Genomic DNA, 21771 nt, shown 5'->3' on the forward strand with positions numbered 1-21771 from the left:
GAGGAATCAGACCACAGTGATAGAATACGAGCCTGATAATCTTCCCTGGATTTGCCGGTTGTCGGCATCTTTATAAACGTAAGGCCATTTCATGAAAATCAAAACTCGCTTCGCGCCAAGCCCGACAGGTTACCTGCACGTCGGCGGTGCGCGTACTGCTCTTTATTCCTGGCTTTTTGCACGTAACCATGGCGGTGAGTTTGTGCTGCGTATTGAAGACACCGATCTCGAACGCTCCACGCCGGAAGCTATTGAAGCCATTATGGATGGCATGAACTGGCTGAATCTGGAATGGGATGAAGGCCCGTACTTCCAGACCAAACGTTTTGATCGCTACAACGCTGTGATTGATGAGATGCTGGAAGCAGGTACTGCATATAAATGCTACTGCTCCAAAGAGCGTCTGGACGCGCTGCGCGAAGAGCAAATGGCGAACGGTGAAAAACCGCGTTACGACGGCCGCTGCCGCCACGGCCACGAACATCACGCTGCTGATGAACCTTGCGTGGTGCGTTTTGCCAACCCGCAGGAAGGTTCCGTTATTTTTGACGACCAGATCCGTGGGCCGATCGAATTCAGCAACCAGGAGCTGGACGATCTGATCATCCGCCGTACCGACGGTTCCCCGACCTACAACTTCTGCGTTGTGGTTGACGACTGGGATATGGAAATCACTCACGTCATTCGTGGTGAAGACCATATCAACAATACTCCACGTCAGATCAACATCCTGAAAGCGCTGAATGCGCCGGTACCGGTTTACGCGCACGTGTCGATGATCAACGGCGACGATGGTAAAAAACTCTCCAAACGTCACGGTGCGGTCAGCGTTATGCAGTATCGCGACGACGGTTACCTGCCGGAAGCGCTGCTGAACTATCTGGTGCGTCTGGGCTGGTCCAGCGGCGATCAGGAAATCTTCACTCGTGAAGAGATGATCAAACTGTTCTCCCTTGGTGCAGTGAGCAAATCTGCCAGTGCGTTCAACACCGAAAAATTGCAGTGGTTGAACCATCACTACATTAATGCGCTGGCGCCGGAATATGTGGCAACGCATCTGCAATGGCACATTGAGCAGGAAAATATCGATACCCGCGTTGGTCCGCAGCTGTCAGAGCTGGTTAAACTGCTGGGCGAGCGTTGCAAAACGCTGAAAGAAATGGCGCAGAGCTGCCGCTATTTCTACGAAGACTTTGCTGAGTTCGATGCTGACGCGGCGAAGAAAAACCTGCGTCCGGTAGCGCGTCAGCCGCTGGAAGTGGTTCGCGACAAGCTGGCTGCGATTAGCGAGTGGACGGTAGAAAACGTGCACCACGCGATTCAGGCAACCGCTGATGAGCTGGAAGTGGGTATGGGTAAAGTTGGGATGCCGCTGCGCGTAGCCGTTACCGGGGCAGGTCAGTCTCCGGGATTAGACGTTACGGTGCATGCGATTGGTAAATCCCGCAGCATTGAGCGTATTAATAAAGCGCTGGCATTTATTGCTGAGCGTGAAAGCCAGCAGTAAGACCGATAGACCGATGAAACAACGGCAGGAGTGCATCCTGCCGTTGTTTTTGCCTGTTATTCAGACTCATCAATATCCAACCGGGCAAGAAAATTACGAATACCTTCGCGCGAGATAAACTGCCACAACTTTTCTTGTTCCGTAGGGGACATGTTGTCCAAAGAGCTAATTATCTGGCGACAGGCGTGGCTGCGCACCACGGGGGTGTATTCTGCCAGCGATTCTTCAGCCTGATAAACCTCAGGGACTTTGCGAAAAGCCGGAATATTGAGCAGAAACGTGCGGACGCTGGAGTCGATATGAATCAGCCTTGCACGACCACCTTTAACGCCGGGAAATTTTTCGGTGGTCCAGTTTTGTTCCCTGATCCAACGATTGACGGTTTGTTTGGCAACCCCGAGACATTCCGCCAGTTCTTCGGTCGTCATTTTGCTGCGTAATTTTTTCATATTATTTGTTTTCGCGGATCCCTAAGCGTTGTAATAAACCCGTAATGCCTTCACGCAGGATCAGAGACGTAAACATTTTCTGTTCTGACGGCGTCATCTCTTTGGCGAGTCTAATCAGCAGTGCCTCAATAGAAGTATCGCCGGATAACGATAAGTTATCTGATAAACCTTCGGCTGAACGCTCAGCGCTGCGAATGTATTCACGAACTTGTTCGGTGACGTGAACCAGTCGGGCTTTACCGCCCTGTACGCCAGGTTTCGGTGATGTAGCCCAACCCTCCTTGCGCACCCATTTATTGATGGTCTGTCGGCTGTATCCGGTCAGATTAGCAAGTTCTTCTGGCGTCATCCGTTCCTTGAACATAACGATTCCCTGAATAGTCGTGGGGTTAATTAGTGGCTCATTTTATAGCACCATTTTAGTAGAAACCGTGACGCGTTTAACTACTGAATGCGAGTTGTTACGCAATGTTCTTCATTTGACTGCTTTTTCAGCGATTGAATTCTTTGAGTTAATTTTGCCGTTGACACACGCGAAGGGAATTCATATGATGCCGCCCGTCAACTCGACAAGCTTTACGTTGTGGGGCTATAGCTCAGCTGGGAGAGCGCTTGCATGGCATGCAAGAGGTCAGCGGTTCGATCCCGCTTAGCTCCACCAAATTTAATCCCAATAAATTTGGTACATACGTAAAAGCATCGTGGGGCTATAGCTCAGCTGGGAGAGCGCTTGCATGGCATGCAAGAGGTCAGCGGTTCGATCCCGCTTAGCTCCACCAAAATTGAAACCCTCGCTGAAAAGCGGGGGTTTTTTGTTTCTGTATCTTGCACAGTCTGTGCCTGTATCTCTTTGGATTGCTAAATAGCAGGCATAAAAAAGCCGGGGAATCCCCGGCCTTTTCACTACGACGTTGTCTTACGCTTACAGCACCAGTGCTGCGATAGATGCAGACAGTACGCTCACCAGCGTAGAGCCATACACCAGCTTCAGACCAAAGCGGGAAACCACGTTACCTTGCTCTTCATTCAGGCCTTTAATCGCACCGGCGATAATACCGATAGAAGAGAAGTTAGCGAAAGAGACCAGGAATACAGAGATGATGCCTTCTGCGCGCGGAGAGAGCGTGGAGGCGATTTTCTGCAGGTCCATCATCGCAACGAATTCGTTGGAAACCAGCTTAGTTGCCATGATACTGCCCACCTGCAGCGCTTCGCTGGACGGCACACCCATTACCCATGCAACCGGGTAGAAGATGTAACCCAGGATGCCCTGGAAGGAGATGCTGTAGCCAAACCAACCGGTCACGGTCGCGAACAGGGCGTTCAGGGCAGCGATCAGCGCGATGAAACCAATCAGCATCGCCGCAACGATAATTGCCACTTTGAAACCCGCCAGGATGTATTCACCCAGCATTTCGAAGAAGCTCTGGCCTTCGTGCAGGTTAGACATCTGGATATTTTCTTCGCTGGCATCAACGGTGTACGGGTTGATAAGCGACAGTACGATAAAGGTGCTGAACATGTTCAGAACCAGCGCCGCAACAACGTACTTCGGCTCCAGCATGGTCATGTACGCGCCGACGATAGACATGGAAACGGTCGACATCGCCGTTGCAGCCATGGTGTACATACGGTTGCGAGACATTTTGCCGAGAATATCTTTATAGGCGATAAAGTTCTCGGACTGACCCAGGATCAGCGAGCTGACGGCGTTGAAGGATTCCAGCTTGCCCATACCGTTCACTTTGGATAACAGGAAACCAATTGCGCGGATGACAACCGGCAGAACACGGATATGCTGCAAAATACCGATCAGCGCGGAAATGAAGACGATCGGGCAAAGCACTTTCAGGAAGAAGAATGCCAGGCCTTTATCGTTCATGCTGCCGAAGACAAAGTTTGTTCCTTCATTAGCGAATCCGAGAAGTTTCTCAAACATCTCGGAGAAGCCTCTCACGAAGCCCAGACCAACATCAGAGTTCAGGAAGAACCATGCCAGTAACACTTCAATAACAAGCAACTGAATAACATAACGAATGCGGATTTTTTTACGGTCACTGCTTACCAGCAGTGCGAGTACCGCAACCACGGCAAGGGCCAGGACAAAATGAAGAACACGGTCCATATTTGCTCCAAATATGAGGCAGGTTTAGTTTTCGTGCACATTCTATGTAACAACCATAAAGAAAACGAGATCAAACACACACTATAATAAGGACCTGTGACGAGATTCAAAATTAGTGATCGGTGATACACTTCTGTTATGTTTAGTATGGAAGTGAAAAGTTATGTCATTGTGCTAATCTCATAACAATAATTAAACATTTCACCGGTTTTTCCAGAATCCTTATCGATCCATAGACAAACGCTATCAGAGAAATCAACTTCACCCATTAAAATGAATTTGATAATCATTCTCAACAGGCGTAGCTTGAAACATAGCAAAGGCTATGTTTCTGAGGCACTAAAATGACTAACGATCGCGTTGAGAGTAGCAGTGGACGGGCAGCGCGCAAGTTGAAGCTCGCATTAATGGGACCTGCGTTCATCGCGGCGATCGGCTATATCGATCCAGGTAACTTTGCCACCAATATCCAGGCCGGGGCCAGCTTTGGCTACAAACTGCTGTGGGTAGTGGTCTGGGCAAACCTGATGGCGATGTTGATCCAGGTGCTGTCGGCAAAACTGGGTATTGCTACGGGTAAAAACCTGGCGGAGCAAATTCGCGATCATTATCCTCGCCCGGTGGTGTGGTTCTACTGGGTGCAAGCCGAAATTATCGCCATGGCGACGGACCTTGCTGAATTTATTGGCGCCGCGATTGGCTTCAAGCTGATCCTCGGCGTTTCCTTATTACAAGGGGCCGTGCTCACCGGGATTGCGACGTTCTTAATTCTGATGCTGCAGCGTCGCGGGCAAAAGCCGCTGGAAAAAGTCATCGGCGGCCTGCTGCTGTTTGTAGCTGCGGCTTACATTGTGGAGCTGGTTTTTTCGCAACCGAACTTCGCGCAGCTTAGTAAGGGAATGGTGATCCCAAGCCTGCCTAATTCCGAGGCGGTGTTCCTGGCAGCCGGGGTGCTCGGCGCGACTATCATGCCGCACGTCATTTATCTGCACTCTTCCTTAACCCAACATCTGCACGGCGGAACGCGTCAACAGCGCTATGCGGCCACGAAATGGGATGTGGCTATCGCCATGACGATTGCCGGATTTGTCAATCTGGCGATGATGGCGACGGCTGCCGCAGCATTTCATTTTAGCGGGCATACCGGTATTGCGGATCTCGATCAGGCGTATCTGACCCTTGAACCGCTGTTGAGTCACGCTGCGGCGACGGTGTTTGGTTTAAGCCTGGTGGCTGCTGGGCTCTCTTCTACCGTGGTCGGTACGCTGGCGGGGCAGGTGGTGATGCAAGGATTTATCCGCTTTCACATTCCGCTATGGGTACGCCGCACCGTTACCATGATGCCATCATTTATTGTGATTTTGATGGGATTGGATCCGACCCGCATTCTGGTGATGAGCCAGGTATTGCTTAGTTTCGGTATTGCGCTGGCACTGGTGCCGCTGCTGATCTTCACCAGCAACAGTCAACTGATGGGCGATTTGGTAAATACCCGCTGGGTAAAACAACTGGGCTGGGTGATTGTTGTGTTGGTGGTGGCACTCAATATCTGGCTACTGGTGGGAACCGCGCTCGGTTTGTAAAAACAAAAGAGCCCGCAGGCTCTTTTGTTACATTAATGATGATGTTTGTGGCCGCGTCCACGACCGCGATGGTCATCGCGATCGTTCCAGCCTTCACGATAACCGCGCTCATAAGCTTTGCGTTTGTCCCAGCCACGATGGTAGCCGTTGTCATGACGCCACCAGCGATTTTTGCGCCACTCATAGTTATGGTGCCAGTAATCCCGGTCACGCCAGCGACCGCCATCCCAGTAGTTACCGTAATTATCGCGATCGCCAATTTGTAATTTTATGGATGGCAGCAGGGTGATTTCGCCGGCGTTCGCGGCCAGCGGTGTAAAAGCCAATAAGACTGCCGCCAGAATCAGTGACCTGAACATGTTTTCTCTCCTTCACGATCGAGCCGTAGCCGGCCTGTTAAGGTAATATTACGGGGCAGTAAAGCCCCGTTTCATCGCCACAACTCTTAAATCGCAAGTGAGAGCACTTTTTGTTAATAAATGTGTCTTTATTTCAATCAACTCAGGATGGCATCAATCTCCGCGCACTCTGCAGGCGTAAAGTGACGGTTTGCCAGCATCCCAACGGCATCTTCAATTTGCGCCGGTTTGCTGGCGCCAATCAGCACCGACGTGACGTTGTCATCCCGGAGCACCCACGCGAGCGCCATTTGAGAAAGCTTTTGTCCGCGTCGCTCTGCCAGCGCGTTCAGCGCCCGCACCTTTTCCAGTTTTTGTGGGGTTAACTGGTCTGGGTTCAGAAAACGGCTGGTGCTTGCCGCGCGAGAATCCGCAGGAATACCGTTCAGATAGCGGTCGGTTAACTGCCCGCCAGCCAGCGGTGAAAAGGCGATACTGCCGACGCCTTTTTCTTTTAATAGCGACAGCAATCCCTCTTCGACCCAACGTTCAAACATAGAATATTTGGGCTGGTGGATGAGGCAGGGCGTACCTAAATCGTCGAGTATTTCAATCGCTTGCTTTGCAAGATCGGCCGGATAGTTAGACAGCCCGACGTACAGCGCTTTGCCCTGACGGACGATATGATCCAACGCGCGCATGGTTTCTCTGAGCGGGGTTTCAGGGTCGGGGCGATGGTGGTAGAAGATATCGACATACTCCAGTCCCAGACGCTTCAGGCTTTGGTCGAGGCTGGCAATCAGGTATTTGCGTGAGCCCCAGTCCCCGTAAGGGCCTTCCCACATGGTGTAACCCGCTTTGGTGGAGATAATAAGCTCATCCCGCCACGGTAAAAAATCTTCCTGCAGGATGCGACCAAAATTCCGTTCCGCTGAACCTGGCGGCGGACCATAGTTATTCGCCAAATCAAAATGACTGATCCCTAAATCGAACGCGCGCTGTAACAACGCCCGACTGTTCTCGACCTGCGTGGTATCACCAAAATTGTGCCACAAGCCCAGAGAGATAATCGGCAGTTTAAGACCGCTCTGACCGCAACGGCGATACTCCATTGTTTGATAACGATTTTCATCAGCCTGATAAGCCATGTAGCCTCCTGTCGGATAACGTGTATCTCTGAGTGTATACGTTTACACAAGGTGGGTAACAATGAAATTTTCGGGTGAAAACTGTACATCTTGCTTTCCACCCCTTCACTGCGACTTTCCTGGACAGTCATCACAGTTCTTCGATACTCAACATGAGGTTACCGTCAGAAGGATAGCTGTCATGCAAACCCCGTATTCCGTTGCTGATTATCTGCTGGACAGGCTGGCAGGCTGTGGCGTCGGCCATCTCTTTGGTGTGCCTGGCGATTATAATTTGCAGTTTCTTGACCATGTGATTGAACATCCCAGCGTACGTTGGGTCGGGTGTGCGAACGAGTTGAATGCGGCTTATGCTGCGGATGGCTATGCCCGGGTATCCGGGGTGGGGGCGCTGCTCACTACGTTTGGCGTTGGGGAGTTAAGCGCAATTAACGGTATCGCTGGAAGCTATGCGGAATATGTTCCAGTTTTGCATATTGTTGGCGCGCCCTGTCGCGGAGCGCAACGTCGTGGGGAGTTAATGCATCACACCCTTGGGGACGGTGATTTTCTGCATTTTTATCGTATGCAGCAGGCGGTGACGACGGCCAGCGCGGTGCTGGATGAACAAAACGCCTGTTATGAGATTGACCGTGTGCTGCGAACAATGCTTATCGAACGCAGGCCGGGCTATCTGATGTTACCTGCGGATGTGGCAAAACAGCCCGCTACGCCGCCGGATGACATTCTGATTGTTCCTCTGAGCGAGCCGGAAAGCAGTGTGGCAGAAGCGTTTCGCTATCATGCCCGCGAGCGATTGCTGGATAGCCCGCGCGTAGCGCTCCTGGCAGACTTTCTTGCGTTGCGCTTTGGCCTGCAGCCAGTTTTGCAACGCTGGATGGCGGAAACGCCGATGGCTCACGCCACGCTGTTGATGGGCAAAGGGCTGTTCGATGAGCGTCATCCGGCGTTTGTTGGCACGTACAGCGCTGGAGCCAGCAGCGACTATGTGCGTCAGGCGATAGAAGATGCCGACACGATAATGTGTGTCGGCACACAATTTGTCGACACCCTGACCGCCGGCTTTACGCAACAACTACCGCAGGAACGCACGATTGAGGTGCAGCCACATGCCTCACGGATTGGAACCAGATGGTTTAACATCCCAATGGAGCAGGCAGTCACCACCTTGCGGGAACTGTGTCTGGAAATGTCCTTTTCACTACCGCCAGAACGCCCGCCAACAGGACGTATTCAGGTTGAGAAGGGGCCTCTGACGCAGGAAAATTTCTGGCATACGATGCAGCAGTTTCTCGCGCCCAATGACATTATCCTCGTCGACCAGGGAACCGCTGCCTTTGGCGCGGCTGCGCTCACGCTACCCGGCGGAGCGGAAGTGCTGGTTCAGCCGCTGTGGGGGTCTATCGGCTACGCGCTCCCGGCTGCATTCGGTGCGCAAACTGCCTGCCCCGAACGCCGGGTGATCCTGATTATTGGTGATGGCGCGGCGCAGCTCACCATTCAGGAGCTGGGCTCTATGCTCAGGGACGGCCACTCTCCCGTTATTCTGCTGCTCAATAATGATGGCTATACCGTGGAGCGGGCCATACATGGGGAAAATCAGCGTTATAACGATATCGCCGCCTGGAACTGGACGCAGGTGCCGCAGGCGTTTAGTCGTGAATGTCAGGCCGAATGCTGGCGGGTAAAGCAGGCGGTACAGCTGGAAGAAGTGCTGGCACGGTTGGCCCGTCCGCAACGATTGTCGTTAATTGAGGTAGTGCTACCGAAAGCCGATCTTCCTGAGTTATTGCGCACGGTAACCCGTGCGCTGGAAACGCGTAACGGAGGATAGTTATTTATCCGGGCGCTCGGCGACCATCATCGGTTTGCCCGCCAGCAGTAGCCAGGCGGGTAGCATGACGATGCACAGTAGCGGCAGCAGGGTGGAGTCTGGCACCACCACTGCTGCCATAAACAGGCTCAGCCAGGCGTCACGGGTAACGACCAGCACCAGTCCAAGGATCGCGCAGGAGACCGTGATGGCCGCTGGCACCGCTTCAACGTGGGCGTGCAGCATCAGGCCAAGCGCGACGCCAACGAACACTGCCGGGAAAATTCGCCCGCCGCGAAAACCGCTCGCAGCTGCAACCACCAATGCCGCCAGTTTGATCACGGCGAGCATGAAATAATCCGATGTCCCCAGCGTCTGGCTGAACGCCATTTGCTGCATTTCGTCCAGCCCTTTAAACAAGGTGAGCGGTCCACCAATAACGCCCAGAATACCGAGGATAAAGCCGCCAACGCCAAGGATCAGAACCGGGTGTTTTAATCGATGCATTAAACGGTGTAAACGCGGCAGACACCAGACGGCCACCATCCCGGCGGCAATGGCGATGGCGGCAACGACCGCACCGCTGAGGATATCGATCAAGTGCATCTGCGTGTAGTGTGCAATGGGTAATGAAAAATGGGGGTGAAAAAACAGGCTGGTGGTCAGTGAACCCGCGGCGGCGGCCATTAACGGTGCAAACAGGCGATCCCACAAGGGCACTTCGTTCGAGCTATTCAGCGTTTGCGAAAATACCAGTGCGGCGGCAACGGGGGTGCCAAATAGCGCGCCGATGGTGCCGGCAGAGGCAAGGATAGTCCAGTCCAGCTTCGCAATGCGCGGAAACATGCGGCTGCCGAGTGCCACAGCCAGTGCGATGTTCACGGTCATAATCGGGTGTTCCGGACCCAGACTGACGCCTCCCGCGAGGCCAAGGATGAGCGCGGACAGCAGGCCCGGTATTGCTGATGTTGGCACCGGCATACCAATTAACGGTTCACAGGCAGGATCCGGTCCCGCGTGGCCCTGGCTGTAGCGAATAACTAACCCGACCATGATCCCCGTGAGCGTCAGCATACCGATAATCCACAGCGCAGAGTCCTGGGCAATACCAATGCTAACGGGTAGGCGCTCCCACAAAAATTGCTGTAAAACGGAAGCCACTTTCATCACAACGATCAACACCAGGCTGGACGCTATGCCAATGATTAGCGCTGGAGTTGATAGCAAGAGCATCGTTCTGGCGCGCGGATGGAGCATTTTCTATTCCTTAAAACAGAGTCATAGACATAGTTTGCACAGCCTGCGTAACCGCATCGCTGCAAATGGTGCTGAAACGATAAAGTAATTATGTGATCTGGATCGATTTTCCACGGGCATCAGCCTTCAGGCCGTTGTTGTTATGCCCCCATGAATTTACAGTGTGGCAAAGATTTATTCTGACTTTAGCGGAGCAGTGGAAGAATGACAAAATATGCTTTAGTAGGTGATGTTGGCGGCACCAACGCGCGTCTTGCTCTGTGCGACATTGCCAGCGGCGAGATTTCGCAGGCAAAAACCTATTCCGGGCTGGATTACCCAAGCCTCGAGGCAGTGGTGCGCGTGTACCTGGATGAGCATAGCGTCAGCGTTGAAGATGGCTGCATTGCCATTGCCTGCCCGATCACCGGCGACTGGGTGGCAATGACTAACCATACCTGGGCATTCTCTATTGCTGAGATGAAAAAAAATCTGGGCTTCAGCCATCTGGAAATCATTAATGATTTCACCGCCGTGTCGATGGCGATCCCGATGCTGAAAAAAGAGCATTTGATCCAGTTTGGCGGCGCGGAACCTGTGGAAGGCAAACCTATTGCTGTGTATGGCGCAGGAACCGGGCTCGGTGTGGCGCATCTGGTGCACGTGGATAAACGCTGGGTAAGCCTTCCAGGTGAAGGCGGCCACGTGGATTTTGCGCCTAACAGCGAAGAAGAGGGGATTATCCTTGAGGTTCTGCGCGCGGAAATTGGTCACGTTTCTGCAGAGCGCGTGCTGTCCGGCCCGGGGCTGGTGAACCTGTATCGCGCCATCGTCAAGTCAGACGGGCGCCTGCCGGAAAATCTGCAGCCAAAGGATATCACCGCCCGTGCGCTGGCTGATTCCTGTATCGACTGTCGTCGGGCGCTGTCGCTGTTTTGCGTCATCATGGGGCGTTTTGGCGGCGATCTGGCGTTGACGCTGGGCACGTTTGGCGGTGTGTACATCGCAGGCGGCATCGTACCGCGCTTCCTCGAATTCTTTAAAGCTTCCGGTTTCCGCGGTGGTTTTGAAGATAAAGGGCGTTTTAAAGCCTATGTACAGGATATTCCTGTGTATCTGATCGTGCATGATAACCCGGGCCTGCTTGGTTCTGGTGCCCATCTGCGCCAGACGCTGGGCCATATTTTGTAAGACCAATGCCGGATGGCATTTAGCGGTCATCCGGCCTGCATTCCCACAAAACCGCGCTCCTGACGCGGTTTTTTTATGCCTGTTAACCGCCTTTCCGACCTTCGTCACATTTCCGAGTGACGGAATTATTTGTCCAGTAAAAGCATTATTTGTCTGATAACGGTCGTTACTTTCCCCGGACCATAATTTCACTCGTCAACGATTAAGAGGAAATGATTATGAGCAAAAAACTGATTGCCGTTTGCGCGTGCCCAATGGGTCTGGCCCACACCTTTATGGCGGCTCAGGCGCTGGAAGAAGCCGCAGTTGAAGCGGGTTATGAAGTAAAAATTGAAACCCAGGGCGCGGACGGAATTCAAAATCGACTGACGGCGCAGGATATCGCAGAGGCAACGTTAATCATCCACTCTGTTGCCGTTACCCCGGAGGATAACGAGCGTTTTGAGTCGCGTGACGTCTACGAAATTACGTTACAGGACGCGATAAAAAATGCGGCCGGCATCATTAAAGAGATCGAAGAGATGGTTGCCGCTGAACAACAATAATCATCGACAGGGAATTACTTATGGCCATTAAAAAACGCAGTGCAACCGTTGTGCCTGGCGCATCTGGTGCGGCAGCGGTAATAAAAAATCCACCGGCCTCCCGCAATAGCTTCTGGGGCGAACTTCCGCAACATGTGATGTCGGGTATTTCGCGCATGGTGCCGACGTTAATTATGGGCGGGGTCATTCTCGCCTTCTCGCAACTGATCGCCTATAGCTGGCTCGATATTCCTGCTGACACCGGCATCATGGATGCGCTGAACAGCGGAAAATTCACCGGTTTTAATCTCTCATTACTGAAGTTTGCCTGGCTGTCGCAATCTTTTGGCGGCGTGCTGTTTGGATTTGCTATCCCGATGTTTGCCGCATTTGTCGCCAACTCTATCGGCGGCAAGCTGGCGTTTCCGGCGGGGTTTATCGGTGGGTTGATGTCCACTCAGCCCACGCAGATACTGAATTTTGACCCCGCAACGCTGCAATGGGTTACCAGTGCTCCCGTTCCGTCAACCTTTATTGGCGCGCTGATTATCTCGATTGTCGCCGGGTATCTGGTGAAGTGGATGAATCAAAAAATCCAGTTGCCGGATTTCCTGCTGGCGTTCAAAACCACTTTTTTACTGCCCATTCTTTCCGCGATATTCGTCATGTTGGCGATGTATTACGTGATTACGCCGTTTGGCGGTTGGATTAACGGCGGAATTCGTACACTGCTGACGGCAGCCGGAGAGAAAGGCACGCTGATGTACGCGATGGGGATTTCCGCGGCAACGGCGATTGACCTCGGCGGTCCGATTAATAAAGCCGCAGGATTTGTCGCCTTCAGCTTTACCACCGATCACGTTTTGCCGGTAACCGCGCGCTCTATTGCTATTGTCATTCCCCCGATTGGCCTTGGGCTGGCCACACTTATTGACCGTCGCTTAACCGGCAAACGCTTGTTCAGCGCACAGCTCTACCCGCAGGGGAAAACGGCAATGTTCCTCGCGTTTATGGGTATCAGCGAAGGAGCGATCCCGTTTGCGCTGGAAAGCCCCATCACGGCAATTCCTTCCTATATGGTTGGCGCCATTGTCGGGTCGACGGCTGCCGTCTGGCTGGGGGCGGTGCAGTGGTTCCCGGAATCGGCTATCTGGGCATGGCCGTTGGTCACTAATCTCGGCGTCTATATGGCGGGGATCCTGTTAGGCGCGGTGATTACGGCGCTGATGGTGGTGTTCCTGCGCCATCTTATGTACCGAAAAGGCAAGTTGCTGATTGAAAGCCTCTGATTAAAAGGATTGTAACCATGAGCTTACTCGTCTCGCTGCGCGACTGGCTGACGGAGCAACATCTCGACGCGATGCTGCTGTCATCGCGGCAGAATAAACAGCCGCATATGGGGATCTCCAGCAGTTCAGGGTTTGTGTTTATCAGCCATGAAAGCGCGCATATCCTGGTCGACGGCCGTTACTACACCGATGTCGCCACGCGCACTCAGGGCTACCAAATCCATCGACTCGATGGAACGCAGACGCTGTATTCGCAGGTGAATCACATTATTGCGCTCGAAAAGCTGCAGACGGTGGGATTCGAAGGTGAGCAGGTAAGCTGGGATACCGCGCAGGTCTGGTCGGGCAAACTGCATGCCCGACTGGTGAGCGCTGTGCCGGACGTGCTTCGACAGGTGAAAACCGCGCAGGAGATAGCCTGCATCCGCGAAGCCTGCCGGATAGCTGACCTGAGCGCAGAACATATACGCCGCTATATTCAACCCGGTCTTAGTGAGCGCGAAATTGCCGCCGAACTGGAGTGGTATATGCGTACGCTCGGCGCAGATAAAGCCTCTTTTGACACCATTGTCGCCAGCGGCTGGCGCGGCGCTCTGCCGCACGGTAAAGCCAGCGACAAGCGTGTCGAGGCAGGTGAGTTCATTACGCTGGATTTTGGCGCACAGTATCAGGGCTATTGTTCTGATATGACGCGAACCTTTCGCATCCCCGACGCCAACCAGCCAGCGGAAGAAAGCGCGCTGTTTGCCGTGTATCAGATTGTCCTGGCGGCGCAACGTGCCGCGGTGGCGGCAATTCGACCAGGCGCGCGTTGCAATGAGGTAGACGCTGCAGCCAGGCGGGTCATTATGCAGGCGGGCTATGGCGATGCGTTTGGTCACAATACCGGACACGCTATCGGTATTGAGGTGCATGAAAACCCACGTTTTTCCCCCACAGATACAACACCTCTGGCGGCTGGCATGTTGCTCACCGTTGAGCCGGGTATTTATCTGCCGGGCCAGGGCGGAGTGCGTATTGAGGATGTGGTGCTGGTTACGCCAGACGGCGGCGAGGTGCTCTATACCATGGCGAAAACATTGTTACACACGGGAGAGGCGTAATGGATTTATCGCTACTGAAGGCGCTGAGCGAGGCGGACGCGATCGCCTCTTCTGAACAGGAAGTGCGTCAGATCCTGCTTGAAGAGGCGGATCGTCTCAATAAAGAGGTGCGCTTCGATGGACTGGGATCGGTGCAGATCCGGCTCAATGAATCAACCGGTCCGAAGGTGATGATCTGCGCGCATATGGATGAAGTAGGATTTATTGTGCGCAGTATTTCCAGCGAAGGGGCGATCGATGTATTGCCGGTGGGAAATGTGCGTATGGCGGCCAGGCAATTGCAGCCGGTGCGGATCACCACCCGCGAAGAGAGCAAGATCCCTGGTCTGCTTGACGGAGAGCGCAGCGGTAATGAAGTTAGTGCGCTGCGGGTGGACATTGGCGCGCGGTCCTATGACGAGGTACTGCAGGCCGGTGTGCGCCCGGGCGATCGCGTCACCTTTGACACAACCTTTCAGGTTTTGCCGCACCAGCGAGTCATGGGAAAAGCCTTTGATGACCGACTTGGATGTTATTTGCTGGTGGCGCTGCTGCGTGAATGGCATGACGCCATTCTCCCTTGCGAGGTCTGGCTGGTGGCCAGTTCCAGTGAAGAAGTGGGATTGCGCGGAGGACAAACCGTAGCACGCGCGGTCGCACCGGATGTGGCGTTTGTGCTGGATACGGCCTGCTGGGCCAAAAACTTTGATTACAGTGCGGCCAACCACCGACAGCTCGGTAAAGGCCCGATGCTGGTGTTGAGCGATAAATCACTGATTGCGCCGCCGAAGCTGACGACGTGGGTTGAAAACGTGGCCGCTGATGCGGGTATTACCCTGCAGCTCGACATGTTCAGTAACGGCGGCACCGACGGCGGTGCGGTGCACGTCAGCGGCACGGGGATCCCAACGGTTGTCATAGGGCCTGCCACACGGCATGGACACTGCGCGGCATCGATTGCCGACTGTCGTGACATCATCCAGACACAGCAGTTGTTGTCAGCTCTTATTTCACATCTAACGTGCGAAACCGTGGCTCATCTGACGGATTTCAGGTGCTGATTTCGCGCTAATCAGGAGTTGTTATGTTAACGATTCAATTTCTTTGCCCGTTACCCAATGGCCTGCATGCGCGTCCGGCGTGGGAGCTGAAAGAGCAGTGCAGCCAGTGGCAAAGTGAGGTGATATTTATTAATCATCGCCAGAACGCGAGGGCGGATGCGAAAAGCTCGCTGGCGCTGATTGGCACCGGGACGCTGTTTAACGACAGTTGTAGCCTGACCATTACCGGTCGCGATGAAGAACAAGCCCGGCGAACACTGGAGGAGTATCTCCAGCACCGGTTTATTGACAGCGACAGCGTTCAGCCGACGCCGGCGGAACTGGCGGCACATCCATTGCCGCGTTCGCTGATTCGCCTCAACCCGGACCTGCTGTACGGTACCGTGCTGGCAGGAGGCGTGGGGACCGGTTTGCTCACGCTTTGGCAAAGCGATAATCTGGAAAGTTATCGCACGATAGCGGCGAGTGCGGAAGATAACGCCCGGCTGGAGCACAGCCTGGCGACGCTTGCCGAGCAGCTCAATCAACAGTTGCGCGAGCGCGACGGCGAGAGTAAAACCATTCTCAGCGCGCATCTGTCTCTGATTCAGGATGATGAGTTTGCCGGGAATATTCGCCGTTTAATGCAGGGTCAGCATCTGGGGCTGGGGGCGGCGATTATCGTCAATATGGAGCAGGTATGCGCCAGGCTATCGGCCTCCGGTAGCGATTATCTGCGCGAACGCGTCAGCGACATCCGTGATATCAGCGAACAGTTGTTGCACATCACCTGGCCTGAAAGACGCCCGCGCAATGCGCTGGTACTGGAAAAACCGACGATTCTGGTCGCTGAAGATCTGACGCCCAGCCAGTTTTTAAGCCTCGATTTGCAGCATCTGTCTGGCATGATCCTGGAAAAAACGGGGCGCACCTCGCATACCCTGATCCTCGCTCGCGCGTCCGCGATTCCGGTGCTTAGCGGCTTGCCGCTGGAGGCCATTAGCCGCTATACCGGGCAATATGCGGTACTGGATGCCCGCTGTGGGGTGCTGGCCATCAACCCAGACGAAGCGGTTCGCGGTTATTACGCGATTGCGCAGAAGCTGGCCGATGAATGCCAGCGTCGACAGGCGCTTGATGCCGCCCAGCCCGCGCTGACCAAAGATAATCAGCGTATTGACGTTGCGGCGAATATCGGTACCGCGCTGGAAGCGCCGGGAGCGTTTGCCAACGGCGCGGAAGGAATTGGGCTGTTTCGTACTGAAATGCTGTTTATGGACCGCGACAGCGCCCCCGACGAGCAGGAACAGTTTGAAGCCTACCAGCAGGTCTTATTGGCTGCGGGTGATAAGCCGGTTATCTTTCGTACCATGGATATTGGTGGTGATAAGAATATCCGCTATCTCAATATTCCGCAGGAAGAGAATCCGTTCCTGGGCTACCGCGCGGTGCGGATTTATCCAGAGTTTGCCGGACTGTTTCGCACCCAACTGCGCGCTATTTTACGGGCGGCGACCTTCGGTAACGCACAGCTGATGATCCCGATGGTGCACAGCCTCGACCAGATTTTATGGGTGAAAAGTGAACTGCAAAAAGCGCTGGCGGCGCTGAAAGCGGACGGTTTACGCCATGCCCCGACGATTTCATTGGGGATTATGGTTGAAGTGCCGTCGGTGTGTTACATCATCGACCATTTCTGCGATGAGGTGGATTTCTTCAGTATTGGTTCAAACGACATGACCCAGTACCTGTATGCCGTCGATCGTAATAATCCGCGCGTTTCGCCGCTGTACAACCCGATTACGCCGTCGTTCCTGCGTATGCTGCAGCAAATTGTTCGCGTGGCGCACGAGCGCGGAAAATGGGTCGGCATTTGCGGCGAACTGGGTGGCGAAGGGCGTTATTTACCGTTGCTGTTGGGTTTAGGGCTCGATGAACTGAGTATGAGCAGTCCTCGTATTCCGGCGGTAAAAAGCCAACTCCGTCAGTTGGACGGTCAGGCATGCCGCGAACTCGCTTTGCAGGCCTGCGAGTGCCGTAGCGCTCAGGAGATTGAAGATCTGCTCAACCAGTTTGCACCGCAGAAAGATGTACGTCCGCTGCTGGCGCTGGAGAATATCTTTGTTGGTGAATCTCTGAGCAACAAAGAGCAGGTGATTCAGTTTCTGTGCGGCAACCTTGGCGTTAACGGGCGAACTGAACATCCGTTTGAGCTGGAAGAGGATGTCTGGCAGCGCGAAGAGATAGTCACTACCGCCGTTGGTTTTGGGGTAGCTATCCCACACACGAAATCCCAGTGGATCCGCCATTCCAGCATCAGCATTGCCCGGCTTGCACAGCCCGTTGACTGGCAGTCTGAGATGGGCGAGGTAGAGCTGGTGATCATGCTGACGCTGGGTGCCGACGAAGGCATTAACCACGTGAAGGTCTTCTCGCAGCTGGCGCGTAAGCTCGTTAACAAGCAGTTCCGCCAGTCGTTGTTCGCCGCTGAAAATGCCGAGAGCATTCTGGCGCTGCTGGAGGCGGAACTGACATTTTAAGCTTCACTGAAAAAGCGCTATCCTGCCTGTGGCGCTGTGGTTGCAGGCGGGATAAAGGCTACTGGAAAGCGAAATCATCAATGCGGCGCGTTGTGCCCCGGTAGTTTCCCGGCTCTTAACAGTTTCATCTCTTGCTTGCAGAGCAGAACCACCGCCTGACGACCTTTAACTCGGCGGGAGGTAAGGGCTCTTTTCACGGTTTGACGATCCGCACCTGATTCCAGCATCTGAAAACACATCAGGGAGAGTGCACGTCTGTTTTTCATCGCATATTCACTTTATTGAGTAAGCCAGTAGGATTGGGCTAAAGGCCGCTATTTTACAACGAGGCAAACGGATATGACTAACACCGTTGGTGTTGTCTCACTTAACGCGCTGACTGAAAGCGCGCGCCGTACTCTCCCGGCGTCAGGCCAAACTGACGTCGGAACAGGCGGCAGAAATAATCGCTGTCCTGATATCCACACCGCTGTGCGACTTCGCTAATCGACAGATGGTATTTCTGTAAGATGATGCGCGCCTTCGCCATTCTGACCCACCGCAGATACTCGACAAATCCCATGGTACCGTGCTGGGCAAACACTTTTGACAGGTGATTGGGCGTGATATTAAAAAACTGTGCCACGCTTTCCCGGGTCAGCGGTTGGGCATAGTTATCTTGTACCCAATTACACATACTGTGATAGAGAAATTCAGCGCGAGGACGCTCTGTGTCAGGGCGGTTATTCACCACGCTACGACACAGATGCAGCAGGCTAAGCACCAGCGGCTGAATGATATCCTGGGCCTGAGGAGTGCGGCTTAAATGGGTTAATGCGGTCAGCATTGCCTCGCCTTCGCCGCGCTGCGGATGGGGTAACTCAATACGGCGGAGCGGACGTAACAGCGATGCGGTTCGGTTATCGTAAAAAGAGAGTCCCAGCCAGGCCGGAGAAAACACCAGGCTCAACAGCATCACGGGCCTGTCGCTGCCGGGCAGATTTGCCGCTTTCGTCGGGATAAACAGCATGTCGCCTTCTGGCAGGCTGTGCTGCTGTTTTTCCAGGAGGTTGCTGTATTCGCCACGCAGCACGATATCGAGGCGCGGAAGGTCAATACATAAACTTCCGGTTGGTAATGTGGTGGGTTGGGTCGCGAACCACACGCGCCCCAGATGCTGCGGGTTTAATACCAGGCCGCTGAACAGATCGGCGAAAAACTGTTGGTCTGCGGGTAGGCCTGGTTCTTTCATCGCTCTTTCTCTGCGCTATAAGTGCATTAACTGTCTGAACTCTTTCACTTTACTCCGACTAACCGGGATTTCAAATTCCAGATCTTTTAAGCGCAAAATGTAGGTGTTGTTAAACCAGGGTTCGATCTCGCGAATTTTATTCAGATTCACGCAGAACGAGCGGTGGCAGCGGAAGAAATGCGAAGCCGGCAATTTGCTGCAAAATTCGGTGATGTTCATCGGCATCACGTACGATTCGCGTCGGGTGTAGACAAACGTCATCTTTTCATGGGCTTCTGCGTAGTAGATGTCGTTGATCGGGGTCACGATGATTCGCTCATCTTTGATCAGATTGATCGTGTCGTTTTCGCGTGCTACCGGACTGATGGGTGAAGTTCCCGTTTGCTGTTGTTGCCAGGCGGCTTCCAGCTTTTGCAGCATGCCGACGATCCGCGATTCCTGATACGGCTTCAGGATGTAGTCGAAGGCCTCCAGTTCAAAGGCTTCAACGGCGTGCTCTTTCCACGCGGTAATAAAGACAATAAAAGGCTTGTGCGCAAACTGGCTGATGTTTTGCGCCAACAGCACGCCATCCAGCGAGGGAATATTGATATCCAGAAAAATGGCGTCAACGCGGTTGTGCTGGAGATATTTCAGCACGTCCAGGCCGTCGTCGAATGTGCCGACAATTTCCATCTGGCTGTGCTCTTTTATCAGCCAGCTAAGTTCCTGTTGGGCCAGGAATTCATCTTCAACAATGATGACTTTCACGACTTCGCTCCTGGTTAAAGCAACAATGTGGCCGGTGCGGCTGCGGGCGAGTGCTGATTAGGCACGTAAAAGGCAATCTCAGTGCCTGGCTCCAGACGGCGGATATGTAAGCCCTCGCCGTAGAGCAGCTTAACGCGATGATGCACATTCAATAGGCCAATTTTATTACCCGGCATTTCATTGGATTCGACCCGTTCAATGACTTTTGGATCAATACCGTGGCCCGTATCCCGCACGGCAATCCTTACCCGGTTACCGCATTCTGCCACGCTGATAGTGACCACGCCTTTTCCTTTGCAGGGTTGAATCCCATGGACAATCGCGTTCTCTACCAGCGGCTGAATCAGCAGGCTGGGGATATAACAGCTTACCTCTTCGTCGATATCATAAATAACCGTCAGCTTGTCGCCAAAACGAGCCTGCTCGATGGCGATGTAATCCTTGATTTGATACAGCTCCTTTTTGATATCTATCTGCTCATCGTCTTTTAATTCAATATTATAGCGAAGATAGCGCGACAAATTAAAAATGAGCTGGCGTGCGGTGTCCGGATTAAGCCGCACCGACGATGAAATCGCATTCAGGGCGTTAAACAGGAAATGGGGATTTATTTTACTTTGCAGTGCGCGCAGTTCTGCCTTATTTGCCATTTCACGAAGCTGCTCAGCCCTGGAAACTTCAAGCTGTGTCGAGATAATTTGCGACAGACCAATCGCCATTTCCTGCAGTGAGGAGGTTATCTGGTGGGCATGGCAGTAGTAGATTTTTAGCGTACCGGTGACAACGCCTTTCTCCCAGAGCGGGATCACCAACATGGAGTGTATTTCGGGCGTACGATGCGCTTCATCATTGTTTTTAATGATGATTTTTCCGTAATTGATCGCCTGCTGGGTGGTCGGGCTGACGAAGTCATCGTTATCGCGGTAGTTAAGTTCACCCACGCCAACGTAGGCCAGTACGTGCTGGGTGTTGGTAATCGCGACGGCGTCTGCATGTATGTCATGGCGAATAATTTCGCACACCTGGCGGAGCGACTCGCTGTTAACCTGACGGAAAAGCGGCAGGGTTTTGTTGGCGATATCCAGCGCCAGCTTGGCCTGCTTCGCGGCGCTGGCCTCTTTCTCACCCTCCACGCTTTGAACCAGCATGACGATAAAGCCAATGCAGACGCTGCCCAGGATCATAGGGATGCCGATTTTCGAGACAATATCCAGCCCCAGCTCAGTGGTGGGCGCCCATGCGACGACGAGGATCATGGTCAGGGATTCGCACAGCATTCCGCCTAAAATACCTGCGCGCCAGTGCTGCGCTTTGGGGATCTTACGGTTGATCCACCCGGCAATACAGCCTGCCAGAATGCTGGTGATAAAGCAGGGCACAGCGGTTACGCCGCCGATGTCGATCAGGTAGCGATGGGTGCCCGCGATGAGGCCCGTAATGATGCCGACCCACGGACCGAACAGAATTCCTCCTGACATGACCGCAATAATACGTACGTTAACCAGTGAGCCTTCAACCGGTACGCCGGACCAGGTACTGAACAGGGCAAACATTGAGAAAATCGCGGTAACGGCGAGCAGCTCTTTTGGGGAGTGGGCTGACTTGTGCAACAGTTCGCGAAACAGGCGGATACGAATCAGGAAAAACAGACAGAACAGCATCAGCGCTGCCCGGTCAAATACCGCCAGCAGCATATTGAATATTTCGTGCACGGGTGACTCTTGCGCAAGGGTTAAACCTCTATGATAGGTAACCTGAGGCTGGATGACCAGCACCCCCGCAACCTGGGTCTAATGAGGAAAAACCTTAATATTAAAAGGGGATTGTTGCATGATTGTTGTATTTACAATACCTGTCCTGTCAGTGCCGCGTTCAAAGTAATGTAGTTAACAACAAAATGTTAAATGATGGTAATTTTAAGCGGG

Annotated in this window: 19 protein-coding genes and 2 tRNA genes; 12 read left to right on the forward strand and 9 right to left on the reverse strand. The window is 53.4% G+C overall.

Features of this window, described 5'->3' with window-relative positions:
* The first annotated feature begins 91 nt into the window (after nt 1–91).
* Nucleotides 92–1507 carry a glutamate--tRNA ligase gene (gene gltX, locus OGW16_RS20460; protein ID WP_286518731.1) on the forward strand — a complete coding sequence of 472 codons (1416 nt, stop codon included), beginning with the start codon at nt 92–94 and terminating at the stop codon, nt 1505–1507.
* A gap of 56 nt (nt 1508–1563) precedes the next feature.
* On the opposite strand, the gene OGW16_RS20465 is transcribed toward gltX, so the two are convergent.
* Nucleotides 1564–1956 carry a MerR family transcriptional regulator gene (locus tag OGW16_RS20465; RefSeq protein ID WP_043017115.1) on the reverse strand — a complete coding sequence of 131 codons (393 nt, stop codon included), beginning with the start codon at nt 1954–1956 and terminating at the stop codon, nt 1564–1566.
* Nucleotide 1957: 1 nt separating this feature from the next.
* On the reverse strand, nt 1958–2320 hold the full coding sequence (locus OGW16_RS20470) for a YfeC-like transcriptional regulator (protein ID WP_006683575.1): 363 nt from the start codon (nt 2318–2320) through the stop codon (nt 1958–1960).
* A gap of 221 nt (nt 2321–2541) precedes the next feature.
* Here OGW16_RS20470 and OGW16_RS20475 point away from each other — a divergent pair.
* Nucleotides 2542–2617 (forward strand) — tRNA-Ala (locus tag OGW16_RS20475).
* Between the two features lie 42 nt (nt 2618–2659).
* Nucleotides 2660–2735: transfer RNA gene (locus tag OGW16_RS20480), tRNA-Ala, on the forward strand.
* 143 nt (nt 2736–2878) lie between these two features.
* Here OGW16_RS20480 and nupC read toward each other — a convergent pair.
* Entirely contained in the window at nt 2879–4081 is a 1203-nt protein-coding gene (nupC, locus tag OGW16_RS20485; RefSeq protein ID WP_042306965.1) for a nucleoside permease NupC, read from the reverse strand.
* 273 nt (nt 4082–4354) lie between these two features.
* Here nupC and OGW16_RS26485 point away from each other — a divergent pair, with 273 nt between their 5' ends.
* Both OGW16_RS26485 and OGW16_RS20490 read left to right on the forward strand, forming a co-directional pair.
* Entirely contained in the window at nt 4355–4429 is a 75-nt protein-coding gene (locus tag OGW16_RS26485; protein WP_418219455.1) for a hypothetical protein, read from the forward strand.
* Nucleotides 4426–5664: an Nramp family divalent metal transporter gene (locus OGW16_RS20490; protein ID WP_043017113.1), complete on the forward strand. Its 1239-nt coding sequence runs from the start codon at nt 4426–4428 to the stop codon at nt 5662–5664. Before OGW16_RS26485 ends, OGW16_RS20490 begins: the two co-directional genes overlap by 4 nt.
* A gap of 32 nt (nt 5665–5696) precedes the next feature.
* On the opposite strand, the gene ypeC is transcribed toward OGW16_RS20490, so the two are convergent.
* Both ypeC and mgrA read right to left on the reverse strand, forming a co-directional pair.
* On the reverse strand, nt 5697–6023 hold the full coding sequence (gene ypeC / locus OGW16_RS20495; RefSeq protein WP_003834889.1) for a DUF2502 domain-containing protein YpeC: 327 nt from the start codon (nt 6021–6023) through the stop codon (nt 5697–5699).
* Nucleotides 6024–6160: 137 nt separating this feature from the next.
* The gene (gene mgrA, locus OGW16_RS20500) at nt 6161–7150 is read right to left on the reverse strand and encodes an L-glyceraldehyde 3-phosphate reductase (RefSeq protein WP_047409686.1); all 990 of its coding nucleotides are present in this window, start codon (nt 7148–7150) and stop codon (nt 6161–6163) included.
* A gap of 181 nt (nt 7151–7331) precedes the next feature.
* Here mgrA and OGW16_RS20505 point away from each other — a divergent pair, with 181 nt between their 5' ends.
* Nucleotides 7332–8984 carry an alpha-keto acid decarboxylase family protein gene (locus OGW16_RS20505; RefSeq protein ID WP_286518732.1) on the forward strand — a complete coding sequence of 551 codons (1653 nt, stop codon included), beginning with the start codon at nt 7332–7334 and terminating at the stop codon, nt 8982–8984.
* Here OGW16_RS20505 and OGW16_RS20510 read toward each other — a convergent pair whose 3' ends face one another.
* A complete protein-coding gene (locus OGW16_RS20510) occupies nt 8985–10220 on the reverse strand; it encodes an ion channel protein (protein WP_100194631.1) in 1236 nt (411 codons plus the stop codon). It abuts the gene before it with no gap.
* Between the two features lie 204 nt (nt 10221–10424).
* Here OGW16_RS20510 and glk point away from each other — a divergent pair, with 204 nt between their 5' ends.
* From glk to ptsP, 6 genes are all read left to right on the forward strand, one after another.
* Entirely contained in the window at nt 10425–11390 is a 966-nt protein-coding gene (glk, locus tag OGW16_RS20515; protein ID WP_043017106.1) for a glucokinase, read from the forward strand.
* A gap of 218 nt (nt 11391–11608) precedes the next feature.
* Nucleotides 11609–11935: a PTS fructose transporter subunit IIB gene (locus tag OGW16_RS20520; protein ID WP_003028254.1), complete on the forward strand. Its 327-nt coding sequence runs from the start codon at nt 11609–11611 to the stop codon at nt 11933–11935.
* 20 nt (nt 11936–11955) lie between these two features.
* Complete coding sequence (locus OGW16_RS20525) at nt 11956–13203, forward strand: PTS fructose transporter subunit IIC (RefSeq protein WP_286518733.1); 1248 nt, start codon at nt 11956–11958, stop codon at nt 13201–13203.
* A gap of 17 nt (nt 13204–13220) precedes the next feature.
* Nucleotides 13221–14306: an aminopeptidase gene (gene ypdF, locus OGW16_RS20530; RefSeq protein ID WP_286518734.1), complete on the forward strand. Its 1086-nt coding sequence runs from the start codon at nt 13221–13223 to the stop codon at nt 14304–14306.
* Nucleotides 14306–15346 (forward strand): aminopeptidase, encoded by a 1041-nt coding sequence (gene ypdE, locus OGW16_RS20535; protein WP_286518735.1) that lies wholly within the window; start codon nt 14306–14308, stop codon nt 15344–15346. Before ypdF ends, ypdE begins: the two co-directional genes overlap by 1 nt.
* Before the next feature lie 23 nt (nt 15347–15369).
* Nucleotides 15370–17865: a phosphoenolpyruvate--protein phosphotransferase gene (gene ptsP, locus OGW16_RS20540; RefSeq protein ID WP_286518736.1), complete on the forward strand. Its 2496-nt coding sequence runs from the start codon at nt 15370–15372 to the stop codon at nt 17863–17865.
* 367 nt (nt 17866–18232) lie between these two features.
* Here ptsP and OGW16_RS20545 read toward each other — a convergent pair whose 3' ends face one another.
* The 3 genes from OGW16_RS20545 to OGW16_RS20555 are packed head-to-tail and all read right to left on the reverse strand — an operon-like array spanning nt 18233 to nt 21558.
* Complete coding sequence (locus tag OGW16_RS20545) at nt 18233–19096, reverse strand: AraC family transcriptional regulator (protein WP_286518737.1); 864 nt, start codon at nt 19094–19096, stop codon at nt 18233–18235.
* Between the two features lie 15 nt (nt 19097–19111).
* Nucleotides 19112–19846: a two-component system response regulator YpdB gene (ypdB, locus tag OGW16_RS20550; RefSeq protein WP_043017099.1), complete on the reverse strand. Its 735-nt coding sequence runs from the start codon at nt 19844–19846 to the stop codon at nt 19112–19114.
* 14 nt (nt 19847–19860) lie between these two features.
* Complete coding sequence (locus OGW16_RS20555; RefSeq protein ID WP_087051437.1) at nt 19861–21558, reverse strand: sensor histidine kinase; 1698 nt, start codon at nt 21556–21558, stop codon at nt 19861–19863.
* Nucleotides 21559–21771 lie beyond the last annotated feature (213 nt).

It is taken from the genome of Citrobacter sp. Ce104 (assembly GCF_030334595.1).
Taxonomy (GTDB): Bacteria; Pseudomonadota; Gammaproteobacteria; order Enterobacterales; family Enterobacteriaceae; genus Citrobacter; species Citrobacter europaeus.

Coding starts and splice junctions, on each gene's coding strand:
- OGW16_RS20545 (WP_286518737.1), bottom strand. CDS start 19,096: ATGAAAGAACCAGGCCTACCCGCAGACCAACAGTTTTTCGCCGATCTG.
- glk (WP_043017106.1), top strand. CDS start 10,425: ATGACAAAATATGCTTTAGTAGGTGATGTTGGCGGCACCAACGCGCGT.
- OGW16_RS20525 (WP_286518733.1), top strand. CDS start 11,956: ATGGCCATTAAAAAACGCAGTGCAACCGTTGTGCCTGGCGCATCTGGT.
- ypeC (WP_003834889.1), bottom strand. CDS start 6,023: ATGTTCAGGTCACTGATTCTGGCGGCAGTCTTATTGGCTTTTACACCG.
- mgrA (WP_047409686.1), bottom strand. CDS start 7,150: ATGGCTTATCAGGCTGATGAAAATCGTTATCAAACAATGGAGTATCGC.
- OGW16_RS20520 (WP_003028254.1), top strand. CDS start 11,609: ATGAGCAAAAAACTGATTGCCGTTTGCGCGTGCCCAATGGGTCTGGCC.
- OGW16_RS20510 (WP_100194631.1), bottom strand. CDS start 10,220: ATGCTCCATCCGCGCGCCAGAACGATGCTCTTGCTATCAACTCCAGCG.
- ypdF (WP_286518734.1), top strand. CDS start 13,221: ATGAGCTTACTCGTCTCGCTGCGCGACTGGCTGACGGAGCAACATCTC.
- OGW16_RS20465 (WP_043017115.1), bottom strand. CDS start 1,956: ATGAAAAAATTACGCAGCAAAATGACGACCGAAGAACTGGCGGAATGT.
- OGW16_RS20505 (WP_286518732.1), top strand. CDS start 7,332: ATGCAAACCCCGTATTCCGTTGCTGATTATCTGCTGGACAGGCTGGCA.
- ptsP (WP_286518736.1), top strand. CDS start 15,370: ATGTTAACGATTCAATTTCTTTGCCCGTTACCCAATGGCCTGCATGCG.
- ypdE (WP_286518735.1), top strand. CDS start 14,306: ATGGATTTATCGCTACTGAAGGCGCTGAGCGAGGCGGACGCGATCGCC.
- gltX (WP_286518731.1), top strand. CDS start 92: ATGAAAATCAAAACTCGCTTCGCGCCAAGCCCGACAGGTTACCTGCAC.
- OGW16_RS20490 (WP_043017113.1), top strand. CDS start 4,426: ATGACTAACGATCGCGTTGAGAGTAGCAGTGGACGGGCAGCGCGCAAG.
- OGW16_RS20470 (WP_006683575.1), bottom strand. CDS start 2,320: ATGTTCAAGGAACGGATGACGCCAGAAGAACTTGCTAATCTGACCGGA.
- nupC (WP_042306965.1), bottom strand. CDS start 4,081: ATGGACCGTGTTCTTCATTTTGTCCTGGCCCTTGCCGTGGTTGCGGTA.